Origin of the sequence: Pseudomonas sp. MOIL14HWK12:I2, assembly GCF_000510745.1 — a bacterium.
Taxonomy (GTDB): Bacteria; Pseudomonadota; Gammaproteobacteria; order Pseudomonadales; family Pseudomonadaceae; genus Chryseomonas; species Chryseomonas oryzihabitans.
On record NZ_AZOA01000009.1, the window covers coordinates 1 to 21,128 of the forward strand.

21 protein-coding genes are annotated in these 21,128 nt (G+C 62.5%); 18 read left to right on the forward strand and 3 right to left on the reverse strand.

Translation table 11 applies throughout. The annotated features are described in order from the left end of the window. Positions 1-247: 247 nt before the first annotated feature. The 4 genes from PSK12I2_RS0107040 (at position 248) to PSK12I2_RS24820 (ending at position 2,968) form a co-directional block, all read left to right on the forward strand. Entirely contained in the window at positions 248-1,045 is a 798-nt protein-coding gene (locus tag PSK12I2_RS0107040; protein ID WP_027597831.1) for a PFL_4669 family integrating conjugative element protein, read from the forward strand. Between the two features lie 5 nt (positions 1,046-1,050). Beyond that, on the forward strand, positions 1,051-1,626 hold the full coding sequence (locus PSK12I2_RS0107045) for a DUF3158 family protein (protein ID WP_027597832.1): 576 nt from the start codon (positions 1,051-1,053) through the stop codon (positions 1,624-1,626). Between the two features lies 1 nt (position 1,627). Further along, positions 1,628-2,098, forward strand: a complete 471-nt coding sequence (locus PSK12I2_RS0107050; protein WP_027597833.1) for a single-stranded DNA-binding protein — start codon at positions 1,628-1,630, stop codon at positions 2,096-2,098. A gap of 492 nt (positions 2,099-2,590) precedes the next feature. Beyond that, complete coding sequence (locus tag PSK12I2_RS24820; protein ID WP_037007565.1) at positions 2,591-2,968, forward strand: hypothetical protein; 378 nt, start codon at positions 2,591-2,593, stop codon at positions 2,966-2,968. Here PSK12I2_RS24820 and PSK12I2_RS24380 read toward each other — a convergent pair. Then, on the reverse strand, positions 2,903-3,796 hold the full coding sequence (locus tag PSK12I2_RS24380) for a hypothetical protein (RefSeq protein ID WP_027597834.1): 894 nt from the start codon (positions 3,794-3,796) through the stop codon (positions 2,903-2,905). The two genes, PSK12I2_RS24820 and PSK12I2_RS24380, sit on opposite strands and share 66 nt — an antisense overlap. A gap of 129 nt (positions 3,797-3,925) precedes the next feature. Here PSK12I2_RS24380 and PSK12I2_RS0107065 point away from each other — a divergent pair, with 129 nt between their 5' ends. The 11 genes from PSK12I2_RS0107065 to pilM all read left to right on the forward strand — a co-directional run bounded on the left by PSK12I2_RS0107065 (position 3,926) and on the right by pilM (position 15,192). Further along, positions 3,926-5,125: a TcpQ domain-containing protein gene (locus PSK12I2_RS0107065; protein WP_027597835.1), complete on the forward strand. Its 1,200-nt coding sequence runs from the start codon at positions 3,926-3,928 to the stop codon at positions 5,123-5,125. Then, on the forward strand, positions 5,122-6,858 hold the full coding sequence (locus tag PSK12I2_RS0107070; protein WP_027597836.1) for a PilN family type IVB pilus formation outer membrane protein: 1,737 nt from the start codon (positions 5,122-5,124) through the stop codon (positions 6,856-6,858). The genes PSK12I2_RS0107065 and PSK12I2_RS0107070 overlap by 4 nt, the downstream gene beginning before the upstream one ends. Positions 6,859-6,862: 4 nt before the next feature. After that, positions 6,863-8,197, forward strand: a complete 1,335-nt coding sequence (pilO2, locus tag PSK12I2_RS0107075) for a type 4b pilus protein PilO2 (RefSeq protein WP_084222066.1) — start codon at positions 6,863-6,865, stop codon at positions 8,195-8,197. Further along, positions 8,187-8,741, forward strand: coding sequence for a type IV pilus biogenesis protein PilP (gene pilP / locus PSK12I2_RS23780; protein ID WP_051398690.1), 555 nt, complete (start codon positions 8,187-8,189; stop codon positions 8,739-8,741). The genes pilO2 and pilP overlap by 11 nt, the downstream gene beginning before the upstream one ends. 126 nt (positions 8,742-8,867) lie before the next feature. Beyond that, positions 8,868-10,460, forward strand: coding sequence for an ATPase, T2SS/T4P/T4SS family (locus tag PSK12I2_RS0107085; protein ID WP_027597838.1), 1,593 nt, complete (start codon positions 8,868-8,870; stop codon positions 10,458-10,460). After that, positions 10,453-11,541 (forward strand): type II secretion system F family protein, encoded by a 1,089-nt coding sequence (locus tag PSK12I2_RS0107090; protein WP_027597839.1) that lies wholly within the window; start codon positions 10,453-10,455, stop codon positions 11,539-11,541. Before PSK12I2_RS0107085 ends, PSK12I2_RS0107090 begins: the two co-directional genes overlap by 8 nt. 145 nt (positions 11,542-11,686) lie before the next feature. Further along, positions 11,687-12,151: a type 4 pilus major pilin gene (locus PSK12I2_RS0107095; RefSeq protein ID WP_051398708.1), complete on the forward strand. Its 465-nt coding sequence runs from the start codon at positions 11,687-11,689 to the stop codon at positions 12,149-12,151. 6 nt (positions 12,152-12,157) lie between these two features. Beyond that, on the forward strand, positions 12,158-13,093 hold the full coding sequence (locus PSK12I2_RS0107100; RefSeq protein WP_027597841.1) for an ATPase, T2SS/T4P/T4SS family: 936 nt from the start codon (positions 12,158-12,160) through the stop codon (positions 13,091-13,093). Continuing rightward, positions 13,090-14,523 carry a shufflon system plasmid conjugative transfer pilus tip adhesin PilV gene (gene pilV / locus PSK12I2_RS0107105; protein ID WP_027597842.1) on the forward strand — a complete coding sequence of 478 codons (1,434 nt, stop codon included), beginning with the start codon at positions 13,090-13,092 and terminating at the stop codon, positions 14,521-14,523. The genes PSK12I2_RS0107100 and pilV overlap by 4 nt, the downstream gene beginning before the upstream one ends. A gap of 9 nt (positions 14,524-14,532) precedes the next feature. Continuing rightward, complete coding sequence (locus tag PSK12I2_RS0107110; protein ID WP_027597843.1) at positions 14,533-14,751, forward strand: hypothetical protein; 219 nt, start codon at positions 14,533-14,535, stop codon at positions 14,749-14,751. A gap of 3 nt (positions 14,752-14,754) precedes the next feature. Further along, positions 14,755-15,192 carry a type IV pilus biogenesis protein PilM gene (gene pilM / locus PSK12I2_RS0107115; protein ID WP_027597844.1) on the forward strand — a complete coding sequence of 146 codons (438 nt, stop codon included), beginning with the start codon at positions 14,755-14,757 and terminating at the stop codon, positions 15,190-15,192. Here the strand turns inward: pilM and PSK12I2_RS25200 are convergent. Next, on the reverse strand, positions 15,189-15,317 hold the full coding sequence (locus PSK12I2_RS25200; protein ID WP_256203954.1) for a hypothetical protein: 129 nt from the start codon (positions 15,315-15,317) through the stop codon (positions 15,189-15,191). The genes pilM and PSK12I2_RS25200 overlap by 4 nt on opposite strands. 241 nt (positions 15,318-15,558) lie before the next feature. On the opposite strand from PSK12I2_RS25200, the gene PSK12I2_RS0107125 reads away from it, so the two are divergent. Further along, positions 15,559-16,476 carry a glycosyltransferase gene (locus PSK12I2_RS0107125; protein WP_027597845.1) on the forward strand — a complete coding sequence of 306 codons (918 nt, stop codon included), beginning with the start codon at positions 15,559-15,561 and terminating at the stop codon, positions 16,474-16,476. A 4-nt stretch (positions 16,477-16,480) separates the two neighbouring features. Then, positions 16,481-17,356, forward strand: a complete 876-nt coding sequence (locus tag PSK12I2_RS23785; protein ID WP_051398691.1) for a glycosyltransferase — start codon at positions 16,481-16,483, stop codon at positions 17,354-17,356. A 13-nt stretch (positions 17,357-17,369) separates the two neighbouring features. Here PSK12I2_RS23785 and PSK12I2_RS0107135 read toward each other — a convergent pair whose 3' ends face one another. After that, complete coding sequence (locus PSK12I2_RS0107135; protein ID WP_027597846.1) at positions 17,370-18,143, reverse strand: 6-hydroxymethylpterin diphosphokinase MptE-like protein; 774 nt, start codon at positions 18,141-18,143, stop codon at positions 17,370-17,372. 331 nt (positions 18,144-18,474) lie between these two features. Between PSK12I2_RS0107135 and PSK12I2_RS0107140 the strand changes: the two genes are divergently transcribed. Then, the gene (locus tag PSK12I2_RS0107140) at positions 18,475-20,499 is read left to right on the forward strand and encodes a DNA topoisomerase III (protein ID WP_027597847.1); all 2,025 of its coding nucleotides are present in this window, start codon (positions 18,475-18,477) and stop codon (positions 20,497-20,499) included. Positions 20,500-21,128: the final 629 nt, after the last annotated feature.

Below are 21,128 nucleotides of genomic sequence, written 5' to 3' on the forward strand. Positions count from 1 at the left end.
TCACTGGTTCCCGGGGAAACACCTTACGGGTCCGAATCACTGGTTCCCGGGGAAACACCTTACGGGTCTGAATCACTGGTTCCCGGGGAAACACCCAGCAACTGTCAGCTAGTGGTTAACAGAAAACAGTCTGATCGAAGACGCCGATTACAACCTCCTCGCACCCAAATACGGTTTTCCGCTGCCCTCCAGCGCCAGTCTCGGCACCCTGCCCGAGCGTCATCTCACAACCCAAGGAATCCTTCTCATGGCTGATACCTTCCAGCTCAACCTGGGCTCGCTCAGATCGAGCGTCAATCTCACCCTGCATACCCATCACGCTTCCCGCCTCTGGTTCGGTCGGCAGCGGTCCGACAATAAGCCCGGCATGATCGGCTTATCCGGCTTCTCCAACATCATCAACCGCATCTCCGCCGGTGCCGCCAAAGACGATCCCTATTCCGATCTCTTCCTCATCATCATCGAGGACAAGATCGAGGAGTCCGAGCAGCAGCTGACCGCTATAGATGAGCGACTGGACCAGGTCATGGCCATGTTGCCCAAGCAGCTCGACGTGGGGACCAATCTGTCGATCCAGCCGCTCAAGCTGCCGCTGTACCTGAACTCGCCGCTGGCCTTCAAGGGCGTGTACCTGCTCACGCGCTATGACGAGCTGGTGCGCCGGATCCTCCTGGCCGCTCACATCGGCCTGATCGACAACGGTTCCAAGGAGGCCTGGCTGGACGAAGGCGCCGCCGTGCTTCGTCGCCTGTACGGCGTCGGCCAGCGCTACAAGGGCTACAGCGGGGCGTCGCGCGACGACATCGCCGCCAACAATGCCCGCGCCACCAACGCCCAGCAGATGTACAGCTTCCTGGAAATGCCCAAGGACGTCCTGGAAGGGACCCGCCGTAGCAAGTTTGCCCCGGCGATCCAGCGTCCCGGCGATGTTCCGGCAAGCTCCAGTAGTGGCGATGACGGCTTCGATGGCGACTCCGCCGATGAGGATGAGCATTTGGGCGCTCTGACCAGCTCTTACGCTGTCACCGAGATGAGTGAGGCCTGATCGCTATGGCACTGCAACAGTCCACTCAGGGTTCGAAAGCAGCAGACCTGCAACAGGCAGCCTTCCAGCCCCTGCAACAGGATGTCTTCGCGACCCTGCAACACGCCCCCTTCTACAAAGGGCTTTTAAAACCCTTTAAAGGTAAGGGAGCACTGGACCAATTAGCCGAGCAGTGCCGTTCCCTTGAAGCCGACCTGAACACCTTGGCCCAGGAGCGGATTCTCGCGCAGGCCCAGCGCTTTCCCTTCACGCTCTTGCCGATCCGAATGACCCACCAGCACACCTCAGCTGGCCCAGTCTTTCTACGCTGGCAGCAGAGTGGGACACGGAAGATGGGCGTGGGGCTCTGGGCGGACCTGTGCCGCCACGACCTGGTCACCGAAACACTGCTCCAGGACCTGCACGCCATGGAGCTGCAGCGCATTGCTTTGAATATGCAAATCAGCCTGGTCCATGCCATCGGCCGGCAGGCCGCCGAGTGCGCCGAGAAGATGGCCCAGGCCGATGCCGTTTACACCGAACAGCTGCAACAGATCATCCAATCCCGCGGCGAAGACGCCGCATCCCAACAGGAGGCCTGACATGGGCACAGCAGTAGTATGGGAAGGCAATATCGGCTCCGCACCCGAGTACAAGCGGTTCCAGAAGGACAATCAGGATCCGCGGCACCTGCTCCGGCTGAACGTCTATTTCGATAACAGCATCCGCCTGCAGGATGGCTCCTATGAGGATCGCGGCGGCTTCTGGGCCAACGTCGAGCTCTGGCACCGCGACGCGGAAAGCTATAGCCGGCTGTATCAGAAAGGAATGCGCGTGTTGATCGAAGGCCGTGCAGTCCTCGATAGCTGGAAGGATGGCAACGGCGTAGAGCAAGCGGCAATGAAAGTCCAGGCCAACCGGATTGCGTTCCTGCCGCAGCGGATCGAATCCATCACCCTGGGCCAGGGTACGGGCCAGGCGCAGGCACGGCCGACGACGAACGGTCAGTCGCGGGCACCTGCCCCGACACCAGCGCCGCTGTCCGAGGATTTCGATGACCAGATCCCCTACTAGCTTCCCCTGAAAAATTTCGCCGCACTCAGCGTGAAGCTGCCGGATGACAGGCCTCCCTCAGCGTGGGCCTGTCGCCCCGGGGCGGGCAGCGGCAGAAAAGTCGCGCCACTACGTGAAGCTGCCGGGAGATCTACCGCGCCCCTCGTGTCTCCCCAGCCAGCAGTTCAACTTCTTGGTGGTCCGGAGCCGCGGCACAACTTCACTGAACGGCGAATTCGCGATTGTGCTCCTCCAACGTTGAGGCAGTGACGTATGACTTGTCTCAGCAGCCGGTGCTGGAATCGCAGAGGCTCTGCTCGCATGAGGCTGATCAGCTGGCGCCGCTCGCTAACCTCCTCAGCTCTGGATACGGTTTCCTACTGCTCTGCGGGCAACGTCACGGCACCCTAAGCCCATCAGAAATCGGGGCTTCACTGCATCCAGCTTGAGATTGGTAGGACCTTCTGCTGATCGTAGAGCGAAATCGCATGGGCCCCATCACAGGAGAGGGTCATGCAGTTTCGGGATGAGCATCAAGAAGTGATCTGTACACACCGCCACAGCCTCATTCTGAAAGCACTGATGCAGCTTGAGGGCCTCCGGCAGCTGTTAACTGCTTCGCTCACCCTAAAGGACATCCTCAAGCCACAAATGCTTGAGGAGCGCCTGGTCGACTTGATCAATGATTTTGCTCATAGCGCGATTGAGGAAGGCATCGTAGTGCCCAAGCTCATCCAAGATGCCGTACTGGATGAGCTTGAAATGAATCCCATCACGCTGGACGAAATCGATGCTGTGCTCAGCGCTCCGCTCAGCGCAACGTCCTTAGCCTATGTGCGCCTTCGCCATGCTCAACAGGCGAGCACGCCGCAGACAGGTTCTGAGGAATAGGACTCCATCGAGCGATATGGACTGGCGGTAAATCTCCCGATAGACATCAGGCATTTTAGGATCAGGGGTTTCGTTGACTACCATAGTCACCGTTTGCTTTTCGGGCTGCTCCTTGGATATCTCATGGTCGTGAAACGACAGGTACAGTTTAGAGGAGCGACCGGTTGGTACTTCGCCAGTCTTTTTCCTCGAGATGTACTGGCGCACTCCCCTGGATGTCACCTCAAAGTCCTGACACTTCCCTGTGATCGCAGCAGCTAACCCCTGTTGATTCTTCATGATCTCGAAACCGGTCATGGCTTGGGCTTCAGTCAAGTAGGCGAAGGCTAGTGGCAGGTTGTATTTGGTCACACCCGCATACTCAAAGGCCCTATTGGCGCCAAAATCCTTCAGCATGTTTTCCCGCGCGTAATCCGGAAGGGCGAGCCCAATCCGCTTTTCAAGGAAATCGATCACCAGATCCGCATTCTCCAAAAAGAAGCGCTTCAGATCGGCTGCTACGGCCCCCGGGTGCTTTTTCCCACCTGCTCTATCAAGCCTTTGAGGATTGGCGAGCGGACAGATCTGGTAGCGCTCCTGACTGTACTCAGCCAAGCCAGCAACGTTGAAAGCCACATGTGCCGCATACAGCGTCTTGGCCTCAGTGTTTTTCACGATCCTATTGCGCAGATGGACGGGGTTCTTACAACTGGGGCACAGCGCATAGCACTTGGTTTCCCCATCGCGGATCTGCACATAGGGATGGGCTCGTTGGGTCGCCTTGTGGTAGCTCGACTCACTCAGACTGATGGGGTTATCTGGATCGCTCAGCACGCTGAAAACGTTCATTAAGGTATTCCTAGAGGCAGTACGGCTGACTTAAATCTAACCTCTTTCGGCCTAGATACGGTTATCCCCTGCTTCTCTCGAGCTGTGCTGGCACCGTGAGCCCCACTACGAAATGGGGCCACACCGCACATGATCTGGAAGCTCAATACCCTCTCGCCGCTCGCCTTCGCCGTCGCATTGGCAGGCTGTGCTCAGCAGGAGCCTGCGCCCAGCGCACCCGGCCCCGACAGCTCGCGTAATCCTGAGCTGCTACAACCCGATCTCTATCCGAAGGGTGCTGTGTCAGAGCCACAGGTCCGGTACGGCCGCTACACTTTGGTCAACACCGCCCCCGAGACCGAGCAGCGGGACCTGATGGCCCAGATCATCGACGTGAACATTCCGGCCAACATGAAGCCGACGGTTCGCGACGCCATGCAGTACGTGGTCAATCGCTCAGGTTACAGCCTGTGCGGCCCTGAACAGGGGCACGTCAACATCCTCTTCACCCGGCCCCTGCCGGCCGCCCAGTACAAGCTCGGGCCCATGAGCCTGCGCAACACCCTGCAGGTGCTGGCAGGCCCGGCCTGGCAGGTCAAGGTCGACGAGGTCGTGCGGTCGGTCTGCTTTGTGCTCCGCCCGGGCTACCAGCTCCCGGAAGGCCAGCGCTACGCCGCCGTGCCGGCAACGGCTCCGTCTACGACCGCCGTGAAGCCAGCACCAACCCCGTCCAGCTCGCCGGTCACCGTCGCCTCCGTACCAACGGCTAAGCCGTTGGAAACGCACACCGAACTGGCCAAGCCGGTAACGAACGCCGCTACGCCGCCAGCGGTCAAACCTATGCCCGCCGGCGCGGCGCTGACACCCGCACCGGTCAATGCGCCTGGGGAGGCCTTGTCTGTCAGGCAATCTTCGAATGCCTCCTCGGCGAAGGGCACTCCTGCCAAACCTGCTGCCCCTGCACCTGCGGCTAAACCCACGAACGTAGCGGTCACCACACCAGCAGCCAAGCCTTTACCCACTGCTGTCTCAACCCCTTCCGCCGCGTATCCCCTGCCCTCGGTCCGCCTGACCGAACCGGCTTCGGCCATAAACCAGACCTGGGATGCGCCCATTGGCAGCACCCTGCGGCAGTCCGTCGAGGCCTGGGCCAAGCGTGCGGGCTGGCAGGTGGTCTGGGAACCCGATGACCTGGACTACCCCATCGAGGCCGCCCTGCACTTCCGCGGCACCTTCGCCGAGGCCGTTGCCCAGGTCTTCCCGCTCTACGACGGCGCTCGCCGCTCCTTCATCGTCGATGGCAACTCCAGCCAGCGCATCGTTCATGTTTCCGAGAGGAAGAAGTCATGACCCGCCCCCTTCGCCTGAGCGCCCTGGCTGCGGCGCTCCTGCTCGCCAGCTGCTCCGTACAGCGGGTGGACGAATCGGCCCAGCGTGCCGAGAACGATGCCGCCATGGCCAGCCAATACGCGGCCCTGCTGCGCAACCAACAGCAACAGCCCAAGCGTGAGACCGTCGTGTTCAGCGACAAGCCCTGGGTCTCCACGCAACCGGTGGTGGCCAAACGTGGCATGCCCTCAGCGCTGGACTGCGAGCTGAGCTATCGGCCGTCCGGTAGCGTAGGCATCACCGAGATTGCCCAGTACATCACCAGCCAGTGCGGTATCGCCGTGTTGGTCTCGCCCGATGCACTCAATCCCAATGCCGCAGCGCCCAGCGCACAACCGCCCAGCACCGCACCGGCGCCGATCGGCAATCCCAGCCCAGATAGCCTGGCAGGCCTGCTGCCTGCAGGTGTGATCACCAACCCGGCGACCATGGGCGCCGCAGCGAGCTCCACTGGCTCCGGCTATCGCGCGTCCGACTTCACCAGCCTGGCCGGCGGAAGCCAGGTCAGCGGGCTCAAGTACAGCGGCAAGGCCTCCGGCTTGCTCGATGAGGTGACGGCGCGCCTGGGCCTGGGGTGGCGCTACTCGCCCGTCGAGCGCGCCGTGCGGATCAGCTATTTCGAGACGCGGGTCTTCGATGTCTGGTCGTTTGGTGACAAACAGGTCATCGCCAGCACGGTGAAGTCTGGGATGGCTACAGCCGCAGGTACCAGCGGCAGCAATTCCGGGGGATCCAGCACTAACTCTGGCGTGTCCGGCGACTCGGGGAGTAACCAGAGCACCACGGTGACGCTGGAGTCGTCGATCCTTCAGGACATCCAGAACAACGTGAAGGCAATGCTCAGCGTCGCCCCAGCCGGGCGGATGTATCTGGCTCCCTCCACCGGAACCCTGACCGTCACGGACCGCCCTGAGGTGATCTCGCGGATCGAGGCCTACCTCAACAACACCAACCGCGCCATCACGCAGCAGGTGCTGTTCAACGTCAAGGTCTTCGAGGTCACGCTGACCGACACGGACCAGCTCGGCCTCAACTGGGCGGCGGTCTATAAGTCCCTCAATACCAAATGGGGGCTCTCACTCTCCAACACCGTCTCTGGTATCAGCACCAGTGCGACTTCGGCCTCGATAGGTATCGTCAACACGGCGGATTCTGCCTGGGCTGGTTCCAATGCCATCGTCCAGGCGCTGGCCGAGCAAGGTCGCGTCTCCAACGTCCGCTCTCCGTCGGTTACCACCCTCAACCTGCAGCCTGCGCCCCTACAGATCGGCAACGTCAAGGGATACATGGCCTCCAGCCAGTCGACGTCCACGGCGTCGGTAGGCTCCACCACCTCGCTCACGCCCGGCACCATCACCAGCGGTTTCAACATGACCCTGCTGCCGCGCGTGCTCGAGCACGACGAGATGCTGCTCATGGTGTCGATCAACATGAGCAGCAAGCCGACCTTCCAAACCTTCACCAGCAACGGCTCCAGTGTCCAGTTGCCGGACTACGACGCCAAGTCGCTGTCGCCCAAGGTCAAGCTGCGCAGCGGCCAGACACTGATCCTGTCCGGCTTCGAAGAGCTCAACGAAAACGCGGCCAAGACCGGTGTGGGTGACCCCAGCTTCTTCGGCCTCGGCGGCAGCCGCACGCGGACCTCGGGTCATAGCGTCCTGGTAGTACTGATCACCCCGATCGTGACGGGCTGACCGTATGGCCATTGTCAGCACATCACCGGTCGCCCCGGCGCAGACTGCCCAGATCCTGAGCTACCACGGCAAGAGCTTTGTTTCCGGTCTGCAATGGCATCCGTTGGGCAGTCTGACCGGCTACATGAAGGAAGCCCGGGAGTACGGGCGCCTGCACAAGATGGACATCGTCGCCATCCGGCGCACGCCCAATGTCATCCAGGCCGGCTTCGTCGCGCGCAGCGCCGGGGCCATGAAGGGGATGTACTCGCTAGCTGCGGCGCTGGCCGGACAGTTGGGCCAATCCTGGCTGGCCGCCTGGCAGGTGCCTGGCGATGAGCCTCGCTATGCACTGGTGGCCGTGATCGACGGCGCCGTCATTCCCGGTTACGACCTGGTGGGCTCGGCCACCGAGATTCAGCGCAAGGTCGCCCAGCTCGAAAGCCGCGCACTGACCTTCGATGAGACCTATCTGCCGACAGAGTTCGGCTTGGGTGGCAAACCGCTCGACATTGACGAGCTGTTGCAGCCTGGCAATTTGAAGCGCGACTACGCCCTCAAGCCGCTTGCCTTCGGGATGAGCAAGGGCGAGTGGCTTCGCGTAGGGGTCCTCGGACTTATCGTGGTGGCCGCTGGTATCGGCTACAGCCAGTGGGAGGCGCATAAGCGCGAGCAGAAACGACTCGCCGCTGTCGCGGCCGAGGCTGCACGTCAGGCCGAATTGCAAGCGATCAACGAGCGCTCCAAGGAGCAACAGACCCTTCAGGCGCTAGAGCACCCATGGGCGAAGCGTCCAGGCGTGCCGGACTTTCTCCTGACCTGCAACGGAGCCATCGATAGGCTTCCGCTGTCCATCGCCGGCTGGCTGTTCACCTCGGCACAATGTGATGGCGTGCTGCTGTCCACCAATTACAAGCGCGACGGCAACAGCACGGCTTCAGCGCTTGTTGCCGCCACGCGTGGTCACTTCGCTGATGAGCCGGCCTTCTTTGACGAAGGCAATGGCGCCGCCCTCAAGCTGACCTTCGAGCCCCCATTGGCGGGCGACGATGAGCTGCTGCAGGCCACACCAGCCCTGGCTGATCTGACCTCCTGGCTGCATGGCCAAGGCCTGGCACCGATCATCAAGGAAGTCCCGGTAGTCATCCCGGCACCTCAGGCCATGCCTGGCCAGCCGGCACCCCCTGCGCCGCCGCCCCCGGACTTTAAGCATTTCGAGCTGACCTTCAATACCGCGCTACCGCCGGACATTGTCCTCAAGGACGTGCCCCACCAAGGCCTACGGCTGCGCGAGATCAAGACCCTTCTACAGAGCGATCAGCTGGCCTGGTCGGTGACCGGTGACCTCTATGTCAAATGACCTCTCCCTCGCCGTGCTCGGCGCCCTGATGCTTGCAGTGACCGCCCCAGTCATCGCTGACGAGGCAAAGTCCTCCGACCCAGACGGCATCACTGTCGGCGAACTCTCCCGGGTGCAGAGCGAAACCATCCTCTACAAAGCCCAGGGCGAGCGTGCCAAGGCACTGCGCGAGATCAATGGTACTTCCGCTCAAGCCACCACCGCGCCTCAGCCCAACTACCTGTCGCAACCTGTTGTAACGCCCGCTAGCCGGGTGACTGGTGCGGCGGAGCAGACCGGCGTCGTTGAGCAGCTACCGGTTGTGAAACTGGTATACGGCGCGGGTACAGCACTGCACGCCACCCTGCTCTACGCAGGTGGCTTCGAGATTGATGCCTCCCCAGCGTCGACCGATCTCCCCGGTGGCTACCGCGTGGCCAACCTGACCTTGGACAGCGTAGTGCTCACTCGCGGCGGCAAACGCTATCCGCTGGGGTTCTCCAACCGCGCGCCCATCTATTCAGTATCCACCGCGCGGCGGGTCAGGCCTCCGTGTTGCCAGTGACCGTCACACCGATGAATCCGGTAGCGCCGGTGCCGATGACCGCTCCAGCCCCCATTGCCCTTCCGGGCTCCGCGCCTACCGCCCTTCAACCTTGAGGTGACCTTGATGAGTTCGAGCAATCACGTTGTGTCCGCTGCGGACGAGCCGGAAGGCGACGCCAAGGCTATTGGCCAACAGTTGGCTGGGGAGCTGGTTAGCGAGCTACTCCCGCTCCAGCCCCGTCGCGTCCTCACCGCCGAAGGTGCTCAATGGGGCTCAGTGAAGCCGGAACTGCGTCAGCTCCTGGCTCTGGTGGAAGGCGTACGCCCTACCGATCATGCTCAGTTGCTCGTATCTGGTCAGCATCTGCGCGACCCTTTCGTCATGGCCTTTATGGGCGAGCTCGATCGTGCGGATCTGGACTATCGCGTCGTCCCCAGCACCCTGAGTGAGATTCACGCGCTGTACCAGGTCGCTACCACTCGCGGCAGCACTGCCACGGGACTCGACAGCACCTCTCGCCAGCAAGAGGTCATCCGCCTCCTGGGTGAAGCCCATAGCCGTGGGGCGTCGGATGTCCACTTCGTGGTCGGGCGTGAGATCACCCACATCCTCTTTCGAATCCATGGCCTGCTGACCGAGTACGGTCAAATCCAGAGTCACATGGGCCGCGAACTCTGCTCAGCCTTGTACAACTCTATGTGCGACGTGGCCGAGGAGCACTATCAGCCGGAGATCAGCCAGGACGCACGGGTCAAGCACGCCTTCGTGGCTCAGCTGGGCCTGTTTGGCGCCCGGGTTGCCTCGCGGCCGTTGGTAGAGGGACCGCTCATGGTCCTGCGACTGCTCTATGACGAGAAAGCCAAGCAGTCCCTGGATGAGCTGGGCTTTCTGGCCGAACAGATCGCCCTGCTCAATCGTCTGCGCGGACTTCCGTACGGCGTCATCCTCATTACCGGTCCGACCGGGTCCGGTAAATCGAAGACCCTGCAGGTCACCCTCAATCAGCTGCACAGCGAGACCGACGGCACCCGCCACATTCTCTCCGTCGAAGACCCGCCCGAGTACCCCATCAAGGCCAACCAGTCGCCGCTAGGCCATGCCGAAACCTGGGACGGCGCCATCACCAACACCATGCGGCTGGATCCGGACATCCTCATGTATGGGGAGGTGCGCGACCTCGCCACCGCCCAGGCGGCGTTTCGCGGCGGCATGACCGGTCACCTGGTCTTCTCGACCCTGCACACCAACAACGCGGTAGCGAGCCTGCAGCGGCTCATCGACATGGGCGCCGACCCGAGCCTGGTGACAGACCCTGCACTCATGTCAGGCCTCATTAACCAGTCGCTATTGCCGGTGCTGTGCGCGCATTGCGCCCAGCCACTGGCTTCTCACCGAGACCAGCTGAACCCGGCACTCATCGAGCGACTGGAACGGGTCATGAATACCGCGAAGGTCAGGCTGCAGGGCCCTGGATGTGCGCATTGCCGAAACATGGGTGTCTCCTCGCGGACGGTCGTTGCCGAGGTTCTGATCCCCAACCATCGCTTCATGCAGATCTTCCGCGACCAGGGTGCTAGCGCGGCGAAAACCTACTGGGTCAGGGAAATGGGCGGGATCACCAAGATTCAGCACACCATTGGCAAGGTCGCTGCTGGCCTGATTGACCCCCGGATGGCCGAGACCATCATCGGGCCTCTGGACCTCGAGCTTTTCGTCCTGGAGCAGCCCAATGCTTAGTCGGATTCTGGACAGTTGGACGACCTTTGCCGATGCCTGGTACGCCAAGCAGTTCGGTAGCAAGGAGCGCATCCAGTTCTACGAGAGCCTCTGCGCGCTCTTGGAGAACGGCGTCGGCATCGACGATGCCCTGGAAGAGCTACGCGGAATCTTCAGCGATGGCGGCAAAAAGCGCCGGGACCCTACCGCCTTGGCCACGGCCGGCATCAGCCAGGCCGTCCGAAACGGTAAGTCGCTGGGCGATGCCTGTCAGCGTTGGATGCCCTACCGAGAGACCGCAATCATCGCCGCTGGCGAGCGGTCGGGTGCCTTGGTGCAGGCCTTCCTGGACTGCGTGCAGATGATCGAGGCCCGGGGGCGGATCCTGTCCCTGATCCTGTCCGTGACCGTCTATCCCATCATGCTCTGGGCAATGATGGCCTATCTGCTCCACGTCATCGCCTCGCGCATGGTCCCGGCCATGACCCGGGTCTCCAACCCCGAGGGCTGGACCGGCATCCCCTACCTGCTCTACCAGGTCTCCAGCTACGTCAACAACTGGGGCCTGCTCACCCTGATCGTGGTGCTGAGCGTCATTGTCCTTGCCATGGGGTCACTGCCCTACCTGACCGGACCGCTGCGCGTCAGGCTCGATCGCGTGCCGCCTTGGTCAATCTACAAGGCCCTCCACGGCTCCACCTTCCTGCTCAACATCTCTGTGATGCTCAAGGCCAACATCAATCAGATCGAGGCCTTGCAGTCCCTGCAGCGCGGCGCCACGCCCTGGCTGCGTGAGCGGCTGATAGCGGCCATCTACGGCGTCAATCAGGGCAAGAACTTCGGCGAGGCCCTGCGTCTGGCTGGGCACGAGTTTCCCGATAAGACCGCCGTCCAGTTCCTCTGCGTGCTGGCGACCCGCAAGGGCTTTTCCGAAGCCATCCACCGCTTCAGCAATCGCTGGATCGAGCAGACGCTCAAGCAGGTGGAGCACTACACCAAGGCGTTTCTCACCTTCTCGACCATCGCCATGGGGCTCTTGATGCTCCTGGTCGTCAGCGGCGCCTTCAGCCTGCAGAGCAACGTTGCCAGCCTCCACCACTAGACCCACCACCCAAGGAACCACCATGAACCAACCCTGCACCAGCCTCCCCCCCACGGATGTCGAAACGTCGCACAACACGGTCGAGTCCAAGCCATTTCGCCTGCCGCCGCGTCACCGGCAGCGTGGCGTCTTTAGCTTGGAAATGATGTTCGTCCTGATCATCGCCGTGGTCGCCCTGGGCTACATCATCTACAACGGCGGCAGCCTCATGGGCTCCCAGGATGTGACCAACGAGCAGTCCAACATCGGCACCCTCATCGCCAACACCCGTAAGCTCAAGGCCAGTAGCGGCTACGGGACGTCCGGTACCAGCCTGGTTTCCCAACTGGTGGCTAGCAAGGGCCTGCCCAACATGAGCGTTAACGGCAGCAACCTGTACAACGCCTGGGGCGGTTCGGTCACCGTAGTGTCGAGCGGCATGACCTTCACTATCACCGAGAACGCGCTGCCTCAGGATGCCTGCGTCACCCTGGCCACCAAGATCAGCCGCGGCACTAAGGTCACCACCGCCATCAACGGCGGTACCGCAGTCACCGGCGAAGTAGATCCCGGCACCGCCACCAGCGGCTGCAGCAAGGACAGCAATGTCGTGGCCTGGACGGTTTACTGAGTTCGCATGAGCCTGATCACGCAAGCCAACTTCGTCGACCTCTTCCTTGGCCCGGACTTCTCGGACGTGAAGGGCCTCGACGGCTCCGGTAGCCGGCGGGAGTCTGCGCCGGCTGCCTGGAGCGTAGAGCTGCAGGCGCTGCGCGAGCAGTGCCAGGCAAAGTCGATTGAGTTCGGCGATCCGGAGTTCTCGCTGGTCCAGGACGGGATCGTCCTGCGGGTGACGCAGATCAAGGATGCCTTCTCGGAAGACGTCTTCATCATCCGCAAATCCAATGCCCAGATCCGCCCCTTCCACATGCTGGGGTTTCCCGAGTCGCTGGCCACGGCCATGCTCAGTGACCAGGTGCGCGGCCTGGTGATCTTTTGCGGCGAGATGGGCACCGGCAAGACCAGCAGCGCCGCCTCGCTGATCGCCGCACGCCTTCAGGCCTGCGGCGGCACAGCGCTAGCTATCGAGGATCCGGCCGAGACCAACCTCAATGGTCTGCACGGCGAGGGTCGCTGCATCCAGATGCAGGTATCCCGGCGCACGGGGGGTTACGAAGAAGCGCTGCTGCGCGCCCTGCGCACCGGTGCCGACATGATCCTCATCGGTGAGATCCGCGACATCCCTACCGCTGTTCAAGCGGTACGGGCCGCCATCAATGGCGTCTTCGTCGCCACCACCTTCCATGCCGGCAACCCCACTCAGGCGCTGGAGCGGGTGCTGGCTCTGGCCAGTAATGAGATCAAGAACGCTCGCGAGATCCTGGCTCAGGGTCTGGTAGCGGTGGTGGCTCAGACGCTTGAAACCCGCAATGACCGCCGCATCCTCAAGGTGCGCAGCCTTCTGGTCACCGGCGAAGACGGGCCCAGCATCCGCGAGAAGATTCGGGCGGGGCAAATCGCGCAGCTGGACCAGGACATCGACAACCAACTTAAACGAGACCTCTGGGGATGAATACCTCATTCAGCAAGGCATCACAGCGGGGCTTCATCGCCCTGGATATGCTCTTTGGCCTGATCGTCTTGGCGGCCGTGATGACCGGTGCCGCGGTCCTGGTAGCCAATCAGATGGACTCTCAGAATTATCGGATCGCCGCGGACCAGCAAAAGCAGGTTGCCGACGCCGCGGCCAAGTACCTGAAGGACAACTTCGCCACGGTCTATGCAGCGGCTGGCACCACGACGCCGGCGCAGATCACTCCAGCGATGCTGCGCAACACCAACTACCTCCCTGCTGGCTTCACCGATACCAACGCTTTCGGCCAGACCTTTGTGGTGCTGGCCAGGCGGGTGGCGACCAACCAGCTCGAATCCATCGTGCTCACCACCGGTGGCCAGACCATCGATGAGATGGGTACCCGCGAGATTGCGGAGAACCTCGGCGCCCCGGGCGGCTTTGTACCGGTGTCCAACACCAGCATCGTCCAGGGCGTGCGGGGTGGCTGGTCTTTGGCGCTGAGCAACTACGGAGTGAACCCGGGCGCGGGCCACACCGCCAGCGCCCTGTTCCTGCAAGACGGCACCCTGGCCAACGATTATCTCTACCGCAATGCGATCGCCGGCAAGCCCGAGCTGAACCGGATGAACACTGCGCTCAACATGGGCGGCAACGACCTGAACAATGCGGCCAACATCACCGCGTCCGGTACCGCCAGCATTAGCGGCGATGTGAACGCTGGCCGCAACGTCAACGCCACGGGCAACGTGAATCTCAACGGCACGGTTACGGCCGGCGGAGACCTCCGGGCAGGCTCTCTCTACCTGCAGGGCAATGCCACCATGAACGGCACCGCTACGGTCGGGGGCAACGTTGCGGTCTCTGGCGATACCACTACCGGCTCGATGTACGCCCGGGGCAATGTTCAGGGCGTTACCGCCAGCATGTCGGGGGAGACCTATACCTCGGGCTGGTTCAGGACCCGCGGGGATACCGGCTGGTACAGCGAGAAGTGGGGCGGCGGCTGGCATATGACCGACAGCGACTGGGTACGAGCCTATGCCGGCAAGAGCGTGTACACCTCCGGCCAGATGCGCGGGAACAGCCTCTTCTCCGACGGCAGGACCTATGTCGGTGAGTACATCCAGCTGATCGGCTCGGCAACGGAAAACGCGGGGTGCGCCACTAATGGACTGCTCAGCCGCGACGGTGGTGGTGCCTTGCTTTCTTGCCAGAGCGGGTTGTGGAAGCGCCAAGCCAGCAAGACGCCGACCTGCCACGCCTACACCATTCCGGGTTACGACCCGAATGACGTAACGACCTATGCCTGTCCTGTCGGCACCAAGGTGGGCTGGGACACAGGGGGTAGCGGTCAGCGCTGGGCGTCCACGCCCAATATCGCCATCGGCCAGAACGATTATGCGACCATCTTCTGCTGTGAATTCTGAGGCAGGCACATGTACGACATTCCGACTCTTCTAGCCCTTCGCCTGCTGGCCAGCGCTGCACGTGTTCAGCAGCAGACGCTGGAAACCATGGCTCTCGATGAGCCAGGGACCCATCAGGCCCGCGAGCTGCTCCACCAGGTCGATGCCCTGCTCGAGGAGATGATCGATCCGGAGCAGCTCGAGACCCTGGTGCAAGAGCAAAAGCGCCTGAGCCGGAAGGTGGGCTAGGCCATGCCCATGCTGTGGGTCATCCTGGTGGTGATGCTTGCTGGAGCGGGACTGCTGAGCGAGCAGCTGCAGCGCAGCGACAACCGGCGTCAGGCCGTCGACGTCTCCGTGCTTGCTCACAATCTGCTGATCTACCGCAACGCACTGGCCGAATACGCCTACAACAACCCGGGCCTCTCTGGCGCGCCGGCGGATTCCGCGCTGGCCTTGCCCACCTGGTGGGTGCACGCGGCAGGTGTGAGCGGCTACGTGCAGGCCGGATCCAGCTACGCCTACTACGCGGCTCCTCCCAATGGTCTGGTCACGACGTTGGCCGAGCTCACCGAGTCCACCGCGGTGGGCTACGCCACGAATGGGCAACTGGTCAGCCCCTCGTCTGGCGCCACCGGGATCGCCCTACCAGCAGCCGTCCCTGCCGGCGCAGCCGTGGCCTACCGCTAGACCAACAGCTCGGCAAGAAGGGCAACGCCGCCGGCCAGAACGGCGCCAGCGGTCAGGGTCAGAGCTATCATCAGGCCACTGGCGGTCGCAGCGATCATGTCGGTCGGATGGTCTTCGGTGTCCATGGTGAATCCTCTTCATCAAGGTAGCTCCAGACCCTCGTTATCACGGAGATTCTTGGCGGATTACCAGCAGGTGGATCAGCGGAACGATTCGGTGGGTGACTGACCAGTCCGGCCGGTCTTTGCGCAGCGGGGAGGATGAGGTTGGCGTTTAGGTCAGTGAGGACCCGAGGCTCAGTTTTCAGTCGCGATCAAAGGGCTGAGCACAGTACAATTTCATGGCGTCAAGAATGGACCTTTCGCCATGCAAGCTCTTCCCCTCCCGCGCACGTCACCGGATGATGATGCCCTGAGGCATCTGCCGCTGATTTCCGTGATCGTGCCCTGCTACAACGCAGGTGCTTATCTTGAGGAAGGCCTGGCCAGCATCTATGCCCAGGACTATCCGCGCTTTGAAGTCATCGTGGTCGACGATGGATCAACCGACGACAGCGTGGAGCGCCTGGTCGCGCTGCAGGAGCGTTTTGACTTCAAGCTGGTGACCCAGCCCAATTCCGGCGTCAGCGCTGCATTGAATACCGGCCTCGCTCAGGCCCGAGGCAAATACGTCGCTACTCCTGACCTCGATGATCTGATGCTGCCGCAGTCCTTGCGAATTCGCGCGGCCTATCTGGAAGAGCATCCTGAGACCCCCTGTGTGGGCGCCCTGGTCAGTTTCATGGATAGCGCCGGCAACTGGCTCAAGGACCAGCACGCCGTAGGTGTTCAGCTGCTGGACTTCGACGAGATCCTGCGCAAGACCCGAGTGGTGGGCGCGCCGGTTGCGCTCTATCGCAAGGCGGTACTCGACCAGGTCGGTGGCTACGACCCGGCGATTCGCGTCCAGGACTTCCAGATGACGCTCAAGGTCGCCGCGCTGGGTCAGCCCATTGCGATCTTGCCTGTTACGGTCACCCGTTATCGACGTCATGCGGGAAATCTATCTCGGCGATACCGGCTGCTGCTCGAGGCGGATCTGCTGGCGATTGCGCCCTATCAGGATCACCCTGGCTATCGGCAAGGGCATACCTCAGTCGTCAACAAAGCCCTGAAATACGCTGTACGGCACGACAAGCTGGAGGCACTGCGCATGCTACGGCTGATCCCGCTGCGCGCCATGGATCGCACCACCCTTCACCGCGTCCGTCGCCTGCTCACGCCCTACCGGCCCTCAAGGAAGTAGCGCCATGATCTCCATCGTCATCTGCTCGGTGAAGCCTGAGCTGCTGGATGCGGTTACTCAGAACATCGATGCCACCATCGGCGTGCCCTATCAGCTGATCGCCATCGACAACCGGCAGGCCAACCGTGGGCTCTGCGCCGTCTATAACGAAGGCACCAGGCGTGCTCGGCACGATATCGTTTGCTTCATGCACGAAGACTTGGAATTTCTGGAGGCGGACTGGGGACTGCGGGTGGTCGACCACTTCCAGGAGGACGTCCAGCTGGGTGCCATCGGCGTTGCCGGGGCCCGCTTCAAGAGCCGCGGCCCTTCGGGCTGGATGGCGGCCGGCAAGTCCGAGACGAACTGCATGCGGCTGTACCAGCGGCATCGTGACGGCACGGACAACTTGTTCCACCTTCGCCCTGCAGGCGATGCACGTTCGCGTCAGCCGGTTTGTACACTCGACGGCGTCTGGATCTGCGCGCGCCGCGAAGTCGTACTGGAATTCCCCTTCAACGAGGCCCTGCCCCCGTTCCATTTCTACGACATCGACTTCGCCCTGCGGGTCAGCCGGCACTATGAGGTAGCAGTGGTCTATGACGTGGGCCTACGACACTTCTCGGAAGGTCATTTCGATGCGCGCTGGATGCGGGCCGCGCTGGACTACCAGGCGATACGAGAGGACGTGGTGGCCCGTGTGGCAATAGGTGCTCAAGACCTATCTGTTGCCACGCTGGAGCAACGCGGCGCACGCTTCTGGATGAAGTTCTTACGCAAGGTGAAGGCGCCGTGGCGACTGCGGTGGGAGTGGGTACAGGCCAGCGGCGCACTCGGCTATCCCAAGCTGTGGTGGCTGGTGGCCAAATTTCTCTGCTACTACCCGCTGAAGTTTCGCTAGACCAGGCCTGCGATCATGAGGCCAGCGCTCGATGCGGGTTGGCCAGCTCGCGTTGTACCTGGTGCGGACACGCCCGGGGAAAGACGTCTTCGGGTATCAAGCTCTGCTGGGACAGGTTGATGACACGTCGGCCCTCCGCTGCCAGCACCCCGGCGGCCAGTTCCATCGCCGGCAGGATTCGCGTCTGCAGGTGCTGGTCCAGGCCGCACGGCGCTGATTGACCAGGTGCCGTCTCGTAGAACCGCGGCGCCTGGACGTTGAGATCCACCCCCGCAAGGTAGATCTCGTCAAAGCCCAGGTGATAGGCCAGCTGCAGGCAGATGTAAGCCACCGTTCGCACGTCGAAAACGCCGTAGTCCATGTCCTTGCTGAAGCCAATATCCCGTGCCCGCTTGCTGAATGGAGAGACCAGCCTCACGGCCTGGCCTTGATCGCGCCCGAAGTAGTCGCGAAAGCTGGCCCGGGGCGCCTTACGCAGTCCGTAGGCCTTGCCGGCGTACCGGCTGGACAGCCGCTGGATGTCCTCGGGCCACAAGGCCAGGCGCTGCGCCTGCTCGACCGCAGCCTCATAGAGGGCAGGCTGCTGCTCCTGGAAGCTGCGATCGCTGCAGACGTAGTACAGCGGCCGGACGGACGCCTCAAGGAGCTTGGTGACTGCGCCGTTCATGGTGATGATCGGCACGCCAGCCCAGCGGCGAATGTCGAGCTCGGCCGATGAAGGCCCGGACGCCAAGATCAGGACAGCGCCCCGATGGGCACTTTTTTGCGACGAAAAAGCGCTTCCCACGTGGACAGTCTCCATAGGCGGGCCAGACAACTTGACCTTGGCCAAGCGCGAATAGGGTTCGTTAGGAAGGGCTTGTTGTTATCGAAAGCGAGGGGTGCTGTTGCAGAGGACCAACTCGGAAAGCAGGAAAAACTGGCAGCTGGTGTCCGCTAAAATTGACCCAGGTCGCAATGGTCCCAAACTATGCCCTTCGCCCACAATGATCGTTAGCGGGACAACTATTCTAAAGGTGTAACCATATCTGGACCGTTTTCGGTTAAGTGCTGCCCTCGCACGCCATGCCTGGCACCGTTTGCCCTGCAGGCCATTCGGCCATCGACAGGGGAATCCCATGCGTGTGTTTTTGTGCGAGAAGCCCAGCCAGGGCAAGGATATTGCCCGGGTGCTCGGCGCCACCGGACGCGGAGAGGGCTGCATTCGCGGCCAGGGGGTGGTGGTGACCTGGGGGATCGGCCATCTCCTGGAGCAGGCGCCACCCGAAGCCTACGATCCGCAGTTGAAGTCCTGGTCGCTCGATGCCCTGCCGATCCTGCCGGCGAGCTGGAAGGTCGAGGTCAAGCCCAAGACCAGCAGCCAGTTTAAAGTGGTCAAGGCGGTGCTCAAGGAAGCGACCGAGCTGGTCATCGCCACCGACGCCGATCGCGAGGGCGAGATGATCGCCCGCGAGCTGCTGGAGCACTGCGGCTATCGCGGTCCCATTCAGCGGCTGTGGCTATCAGCGCTCAACGACGCCTCGATCCGCCAGGCCCTGGCCAGCCTCAAACCCGGGGCCGAGACCTTTTCCATGTATCACTCGGCGCTGGCTCGCTCCCGGGCAGACTGGCTGATCGGCATGAACTTCACGCGGCTGTTCACCCTCCTCGGCCGTCAGGCCGGCTACAGCGGGGTGCTGTCGGTAGGACGGGTGCAGACGCCTACCTTGCGCCTGGTGGTCGACCGCGATCGGGAGATCGCCCACTTCGTCCCGGTGCCGTTCTGGAGCCTGGACGTGCTGCTGGCCGCTAACGGCCAGACCTTCACGGCGCAATGGCGACCTAGCCGCGATATCACCGATGACGAAGGACGCTGCCTGGACCAGCGCCATGCCCAGGCAGCACAGGCACGCCTCACTGCGGGATCTACCGCCATTGCGGTGTCGGTCGAGACCGAGCGGGTCAAGGAGGTAGCGCCCCTACCCTTCGATCTGGGCACGCTGCAGGAGATTTGCTCGAAGAAGCTCGGCCTCGGGGCCCAGGAGACCCTGAACGTCGCCCAGGCGCTGTACGAAACGCACAAGGCGACGACCTACCCCAGGACCGACTGCGGCTACCTGCCCACCAGCATGCTGCCGGAGGTGCCGGCCGTGCTCGTGGCGATCCGGCGCACGGATCCCTCCATAGCACCGGTGCTGGCCAGCATCGATCCGGCGCAGCGCTCGCGGGTCTGGAACGACGCCAAGATCACCGCGCACCACGGCATCATCCCGACCCTGGAACCCGCCAACCTGGCGGCCATGAGCGACAAGGAACGTGCGGTCTATAGCCTGATCCGCGCGCACTACCTCGCCCAGTTCATGCCCCACCACGAGTTCGACCGGACAGTGGCCGATTTCGACTGCAACCAGGTGGCGTTGCGGGCGGTGGGCAAGCGCATCGTCGTGTCTGGCTGGAAGACGTTGTTCCAGGCCGCGCCTGCCGCTGAGGATGAAGAGGACAGCAAGGAGAAGGACCGCTCGCAGATCCTCCCGCCGCTGCAGAACGCCTCCCGCGCACAGGTGCAGCAGGCCCAGCTCAAGGCGCAGCAGACGCAACCACCCAAGCCCTACACCGAAGGCGATCTCATCAAGGCCATGAAGACCGTGGCCAAGCTGGTGACCGACCCGCGCCTGGCCGCCAAACTCAAAGAGACCACGGGCATCGGCACCGAGGCCACCCGGGCTAGCATCATTCAAGGGCTGATCGATCGTGAGTTCCTGCTCAAGAAAGGCAAAGCGGTGCGGGCATCCGACGCCGGAGTCTCGCTGATCGCCGCAGTGCCCCCGGCGGTGGCCGACCCGGGCACCACCGCCATCTGGGAGCAGGCCCTGGACATGATTGAGGCCGGCACCATGCAGCTGGATGACTTCATCGCCAAGCAAGGCGCCTGGATCGGCAAGCTGGTCGCCCAGTACCGCCAGACCACGCTCAACATCAAGGTCCCGGAAGGCCCGTCCTGCCCGCTCTGCCAGGGCAAGATGGCGCAGCGAAAGGGCAAGAGCGGCGACTTCTGGTCGTGCCTGCGCTACCCCGACTGCAAGGGCCTTGTGAGCATTGAAACGTCAAAAGGGAAAGGCAAGGGCGGCCCAGGAAAAGCCAAGCGCAGCAGCGCTTCGGCGTAGGCTTCCGGCCGGCGGGAGCTTTCTTGCCTTTGTCACGGTCACAGCCCCATAATGCAAGCGTTCCACCCCGCTCGCGCACTGGCGGTCATCAGTGGCAACCCCGGAGTTTCTCGACCTGGTCCTGAAGCTCCACCCCCAAGAGCACGCTAAGCATCGGGTAGGGCGTGTAGATCTTTGCGTGATGCTCTCCCTGTGTCTCCCTGCTCCGCAGCTGACACGCAGCCGTCTAACTTCGTGATAAGCGGGTTTACAGGCACATAGGGCTCATAGAAGGTTCGGTGCACACTGTACTTCGGGCCAACCTGGTGTGTTGGCCCACACTGTTCCTCCCCTTCAGCTGCATTCGAAGGGTAGCCTGGTCCTCTCGGCATCGCCTGGTGGACGAGGCTACCCCTCGGGTAGCCCTTCTCTCTGCCGGTGCCCGCCGGCGCAAAAATGGGATCCCTTTGTGCGCGGATGCGTGCCTTGCGATTACTGGCCCTAGCCACGATAACGGGTCGGGTGAATGCGACGATCATCAGGACGGTAGGTCAATGCCCAGGGACCACCAGTGCCGGTGCTCACGCTCACAGGTGGCATCTTTCTCTTGAGCTTCACTAGCCTCACCCTCGCCGAGGCGCCTTGCTGCT

Bases quoted from the DNA above. Each gene is read 5' to 3' on its own strand.
- PSK12I2_RS0107140 (WP_027597847.1), top strand. From the start codon at position 18,475: ATGCGTGTGTTTTTGTGCGAGAAGCCCAGCCAGGGCAAGGATATTGCC.
- PSK12I2_RS0107110 (WP_027597843.1), top strand. From the start codon at position 14,533: ATGTACGACATTCCGACTCTTCTAGCCCTTCGCCTGCTGGCCAGCGCT.
- PSK12I2_RS24820 (WP_037007565.1), top strand. From the start codon at position 2,591: ATGCAGTTTCGGGATGAGCATCAAGAAGTGATCTGTACACACCGCCAC.
- PSK12I2_RS0107095 (WP_051398708.1), top strand. From the start codon at position 11,687: ATGTTCGTCCTGATCATCGCCGTGGTCGCCCTGGGCTACATCATCTAC.
- pilV (WP_027597842.1), top strand. From the start codon at position 13,090: ATGAATACCTCATTCAGCAAGGCATCACAGCGGGGCTTCATCGCCCTG.
- PSK12I2_RS0107090 (WP_027597839.1), top strand. From the start codon at position 10,453: ATGCTTAGTCGGATTCTGGACAGTTGGACGACCTTTGCCGATGCCTGG.
- PSK12I2_RS0107045 (WP_027597832.1), top strand. From the start codon at position 1,051: ATGGCACTGCAACAGTCCACTCAGGGTTCGAAAGCAGCAGACCTGCAA.
- PSK12I2_RS0107040 (WP_027597831.1), top strand. From the start codon at position 248: ATGGCTGATACCTTCCAGCTCAACCTGGGCTCGCTCAGATCGAGCGTC.
- PSK12I2_RS0107070 (WP_027597836.1), top strand. From the start codon at position 5,122: ATGACCCGCCCCCTTCGCCTGAGCGCCCTGGCTGCGGCGCTCCTGCTC.
- PSK12I2_RS0107050 (WP_027597833.1), top strand. From the start codon at position 1,628: ATGGGCACAGCAGTAGTATGGGAAGGCAATATCGGCTCCGCACCCGAG.
- PSK12I2_RS23785 (WP_051398691.1), top strand. From the start codon at position 16,481: ATGATCTCCATCGTCATCTGCTCGGTGAAGCCTGAGCTGCTGGATGCG.
- PSK12I2_RS0107100 (WP_027597841.1), top strand. From the start codon at position 12,158: ATGAGCCTGATCACGCAAGCCAACTTCGTCGACCTCTTCCTTGGCCCG.
- pilM (WP_027597844.1), top strand. From the start codon at position 14,755: ATGCCCATGCTGTGGGTCATCCTGGTGGTGATGCTTGCTGGAGCGGGA.
- PSK12I2_RS0107065 (WP_027597835.1), top strand. From the start codon at position 3,926: ATGATCTGGAAGCTCAATACCCTCTCGCCGCTCGCCTTCGCCGTCGCA.
- pilO2 (WP_084222066.1), top strand. From the start codon at position 6,863: ATGGCCATTGTCAGCACATCACCGGTCGCCCCGGCGCAGACTGCCCAG.
- PSK12I2_RS0107125 (WP_027597845.1), top strand. From the start codon at position 15,559: ATGCAAGCTCTTCCCCTCCCGCGCACGTCACCGGATGATGATGCCCTG.
- PSK12I2_RS25200 (WP_256203954.1), bottom strand. From the start codon at position 15,317: ATGGACACCGAAGACCATCCGACCGACATGATCGCTGCGACCGCCAGT.
- PSK12I2_RS24380 (WP_027597834.1), bottom strand. From the start codon at position 3,796: ATGAACGTTTTCAGCGTGCTGAGCGATCCAGATAACCCCATCAGTCTG.
- pilP (WP_051398690.1), top strand. From the start codon at position 8,187: ATGTCAAATGACCTCTCCCTCGCCGTGCTCGGCGCCCTGATGCTTGCA.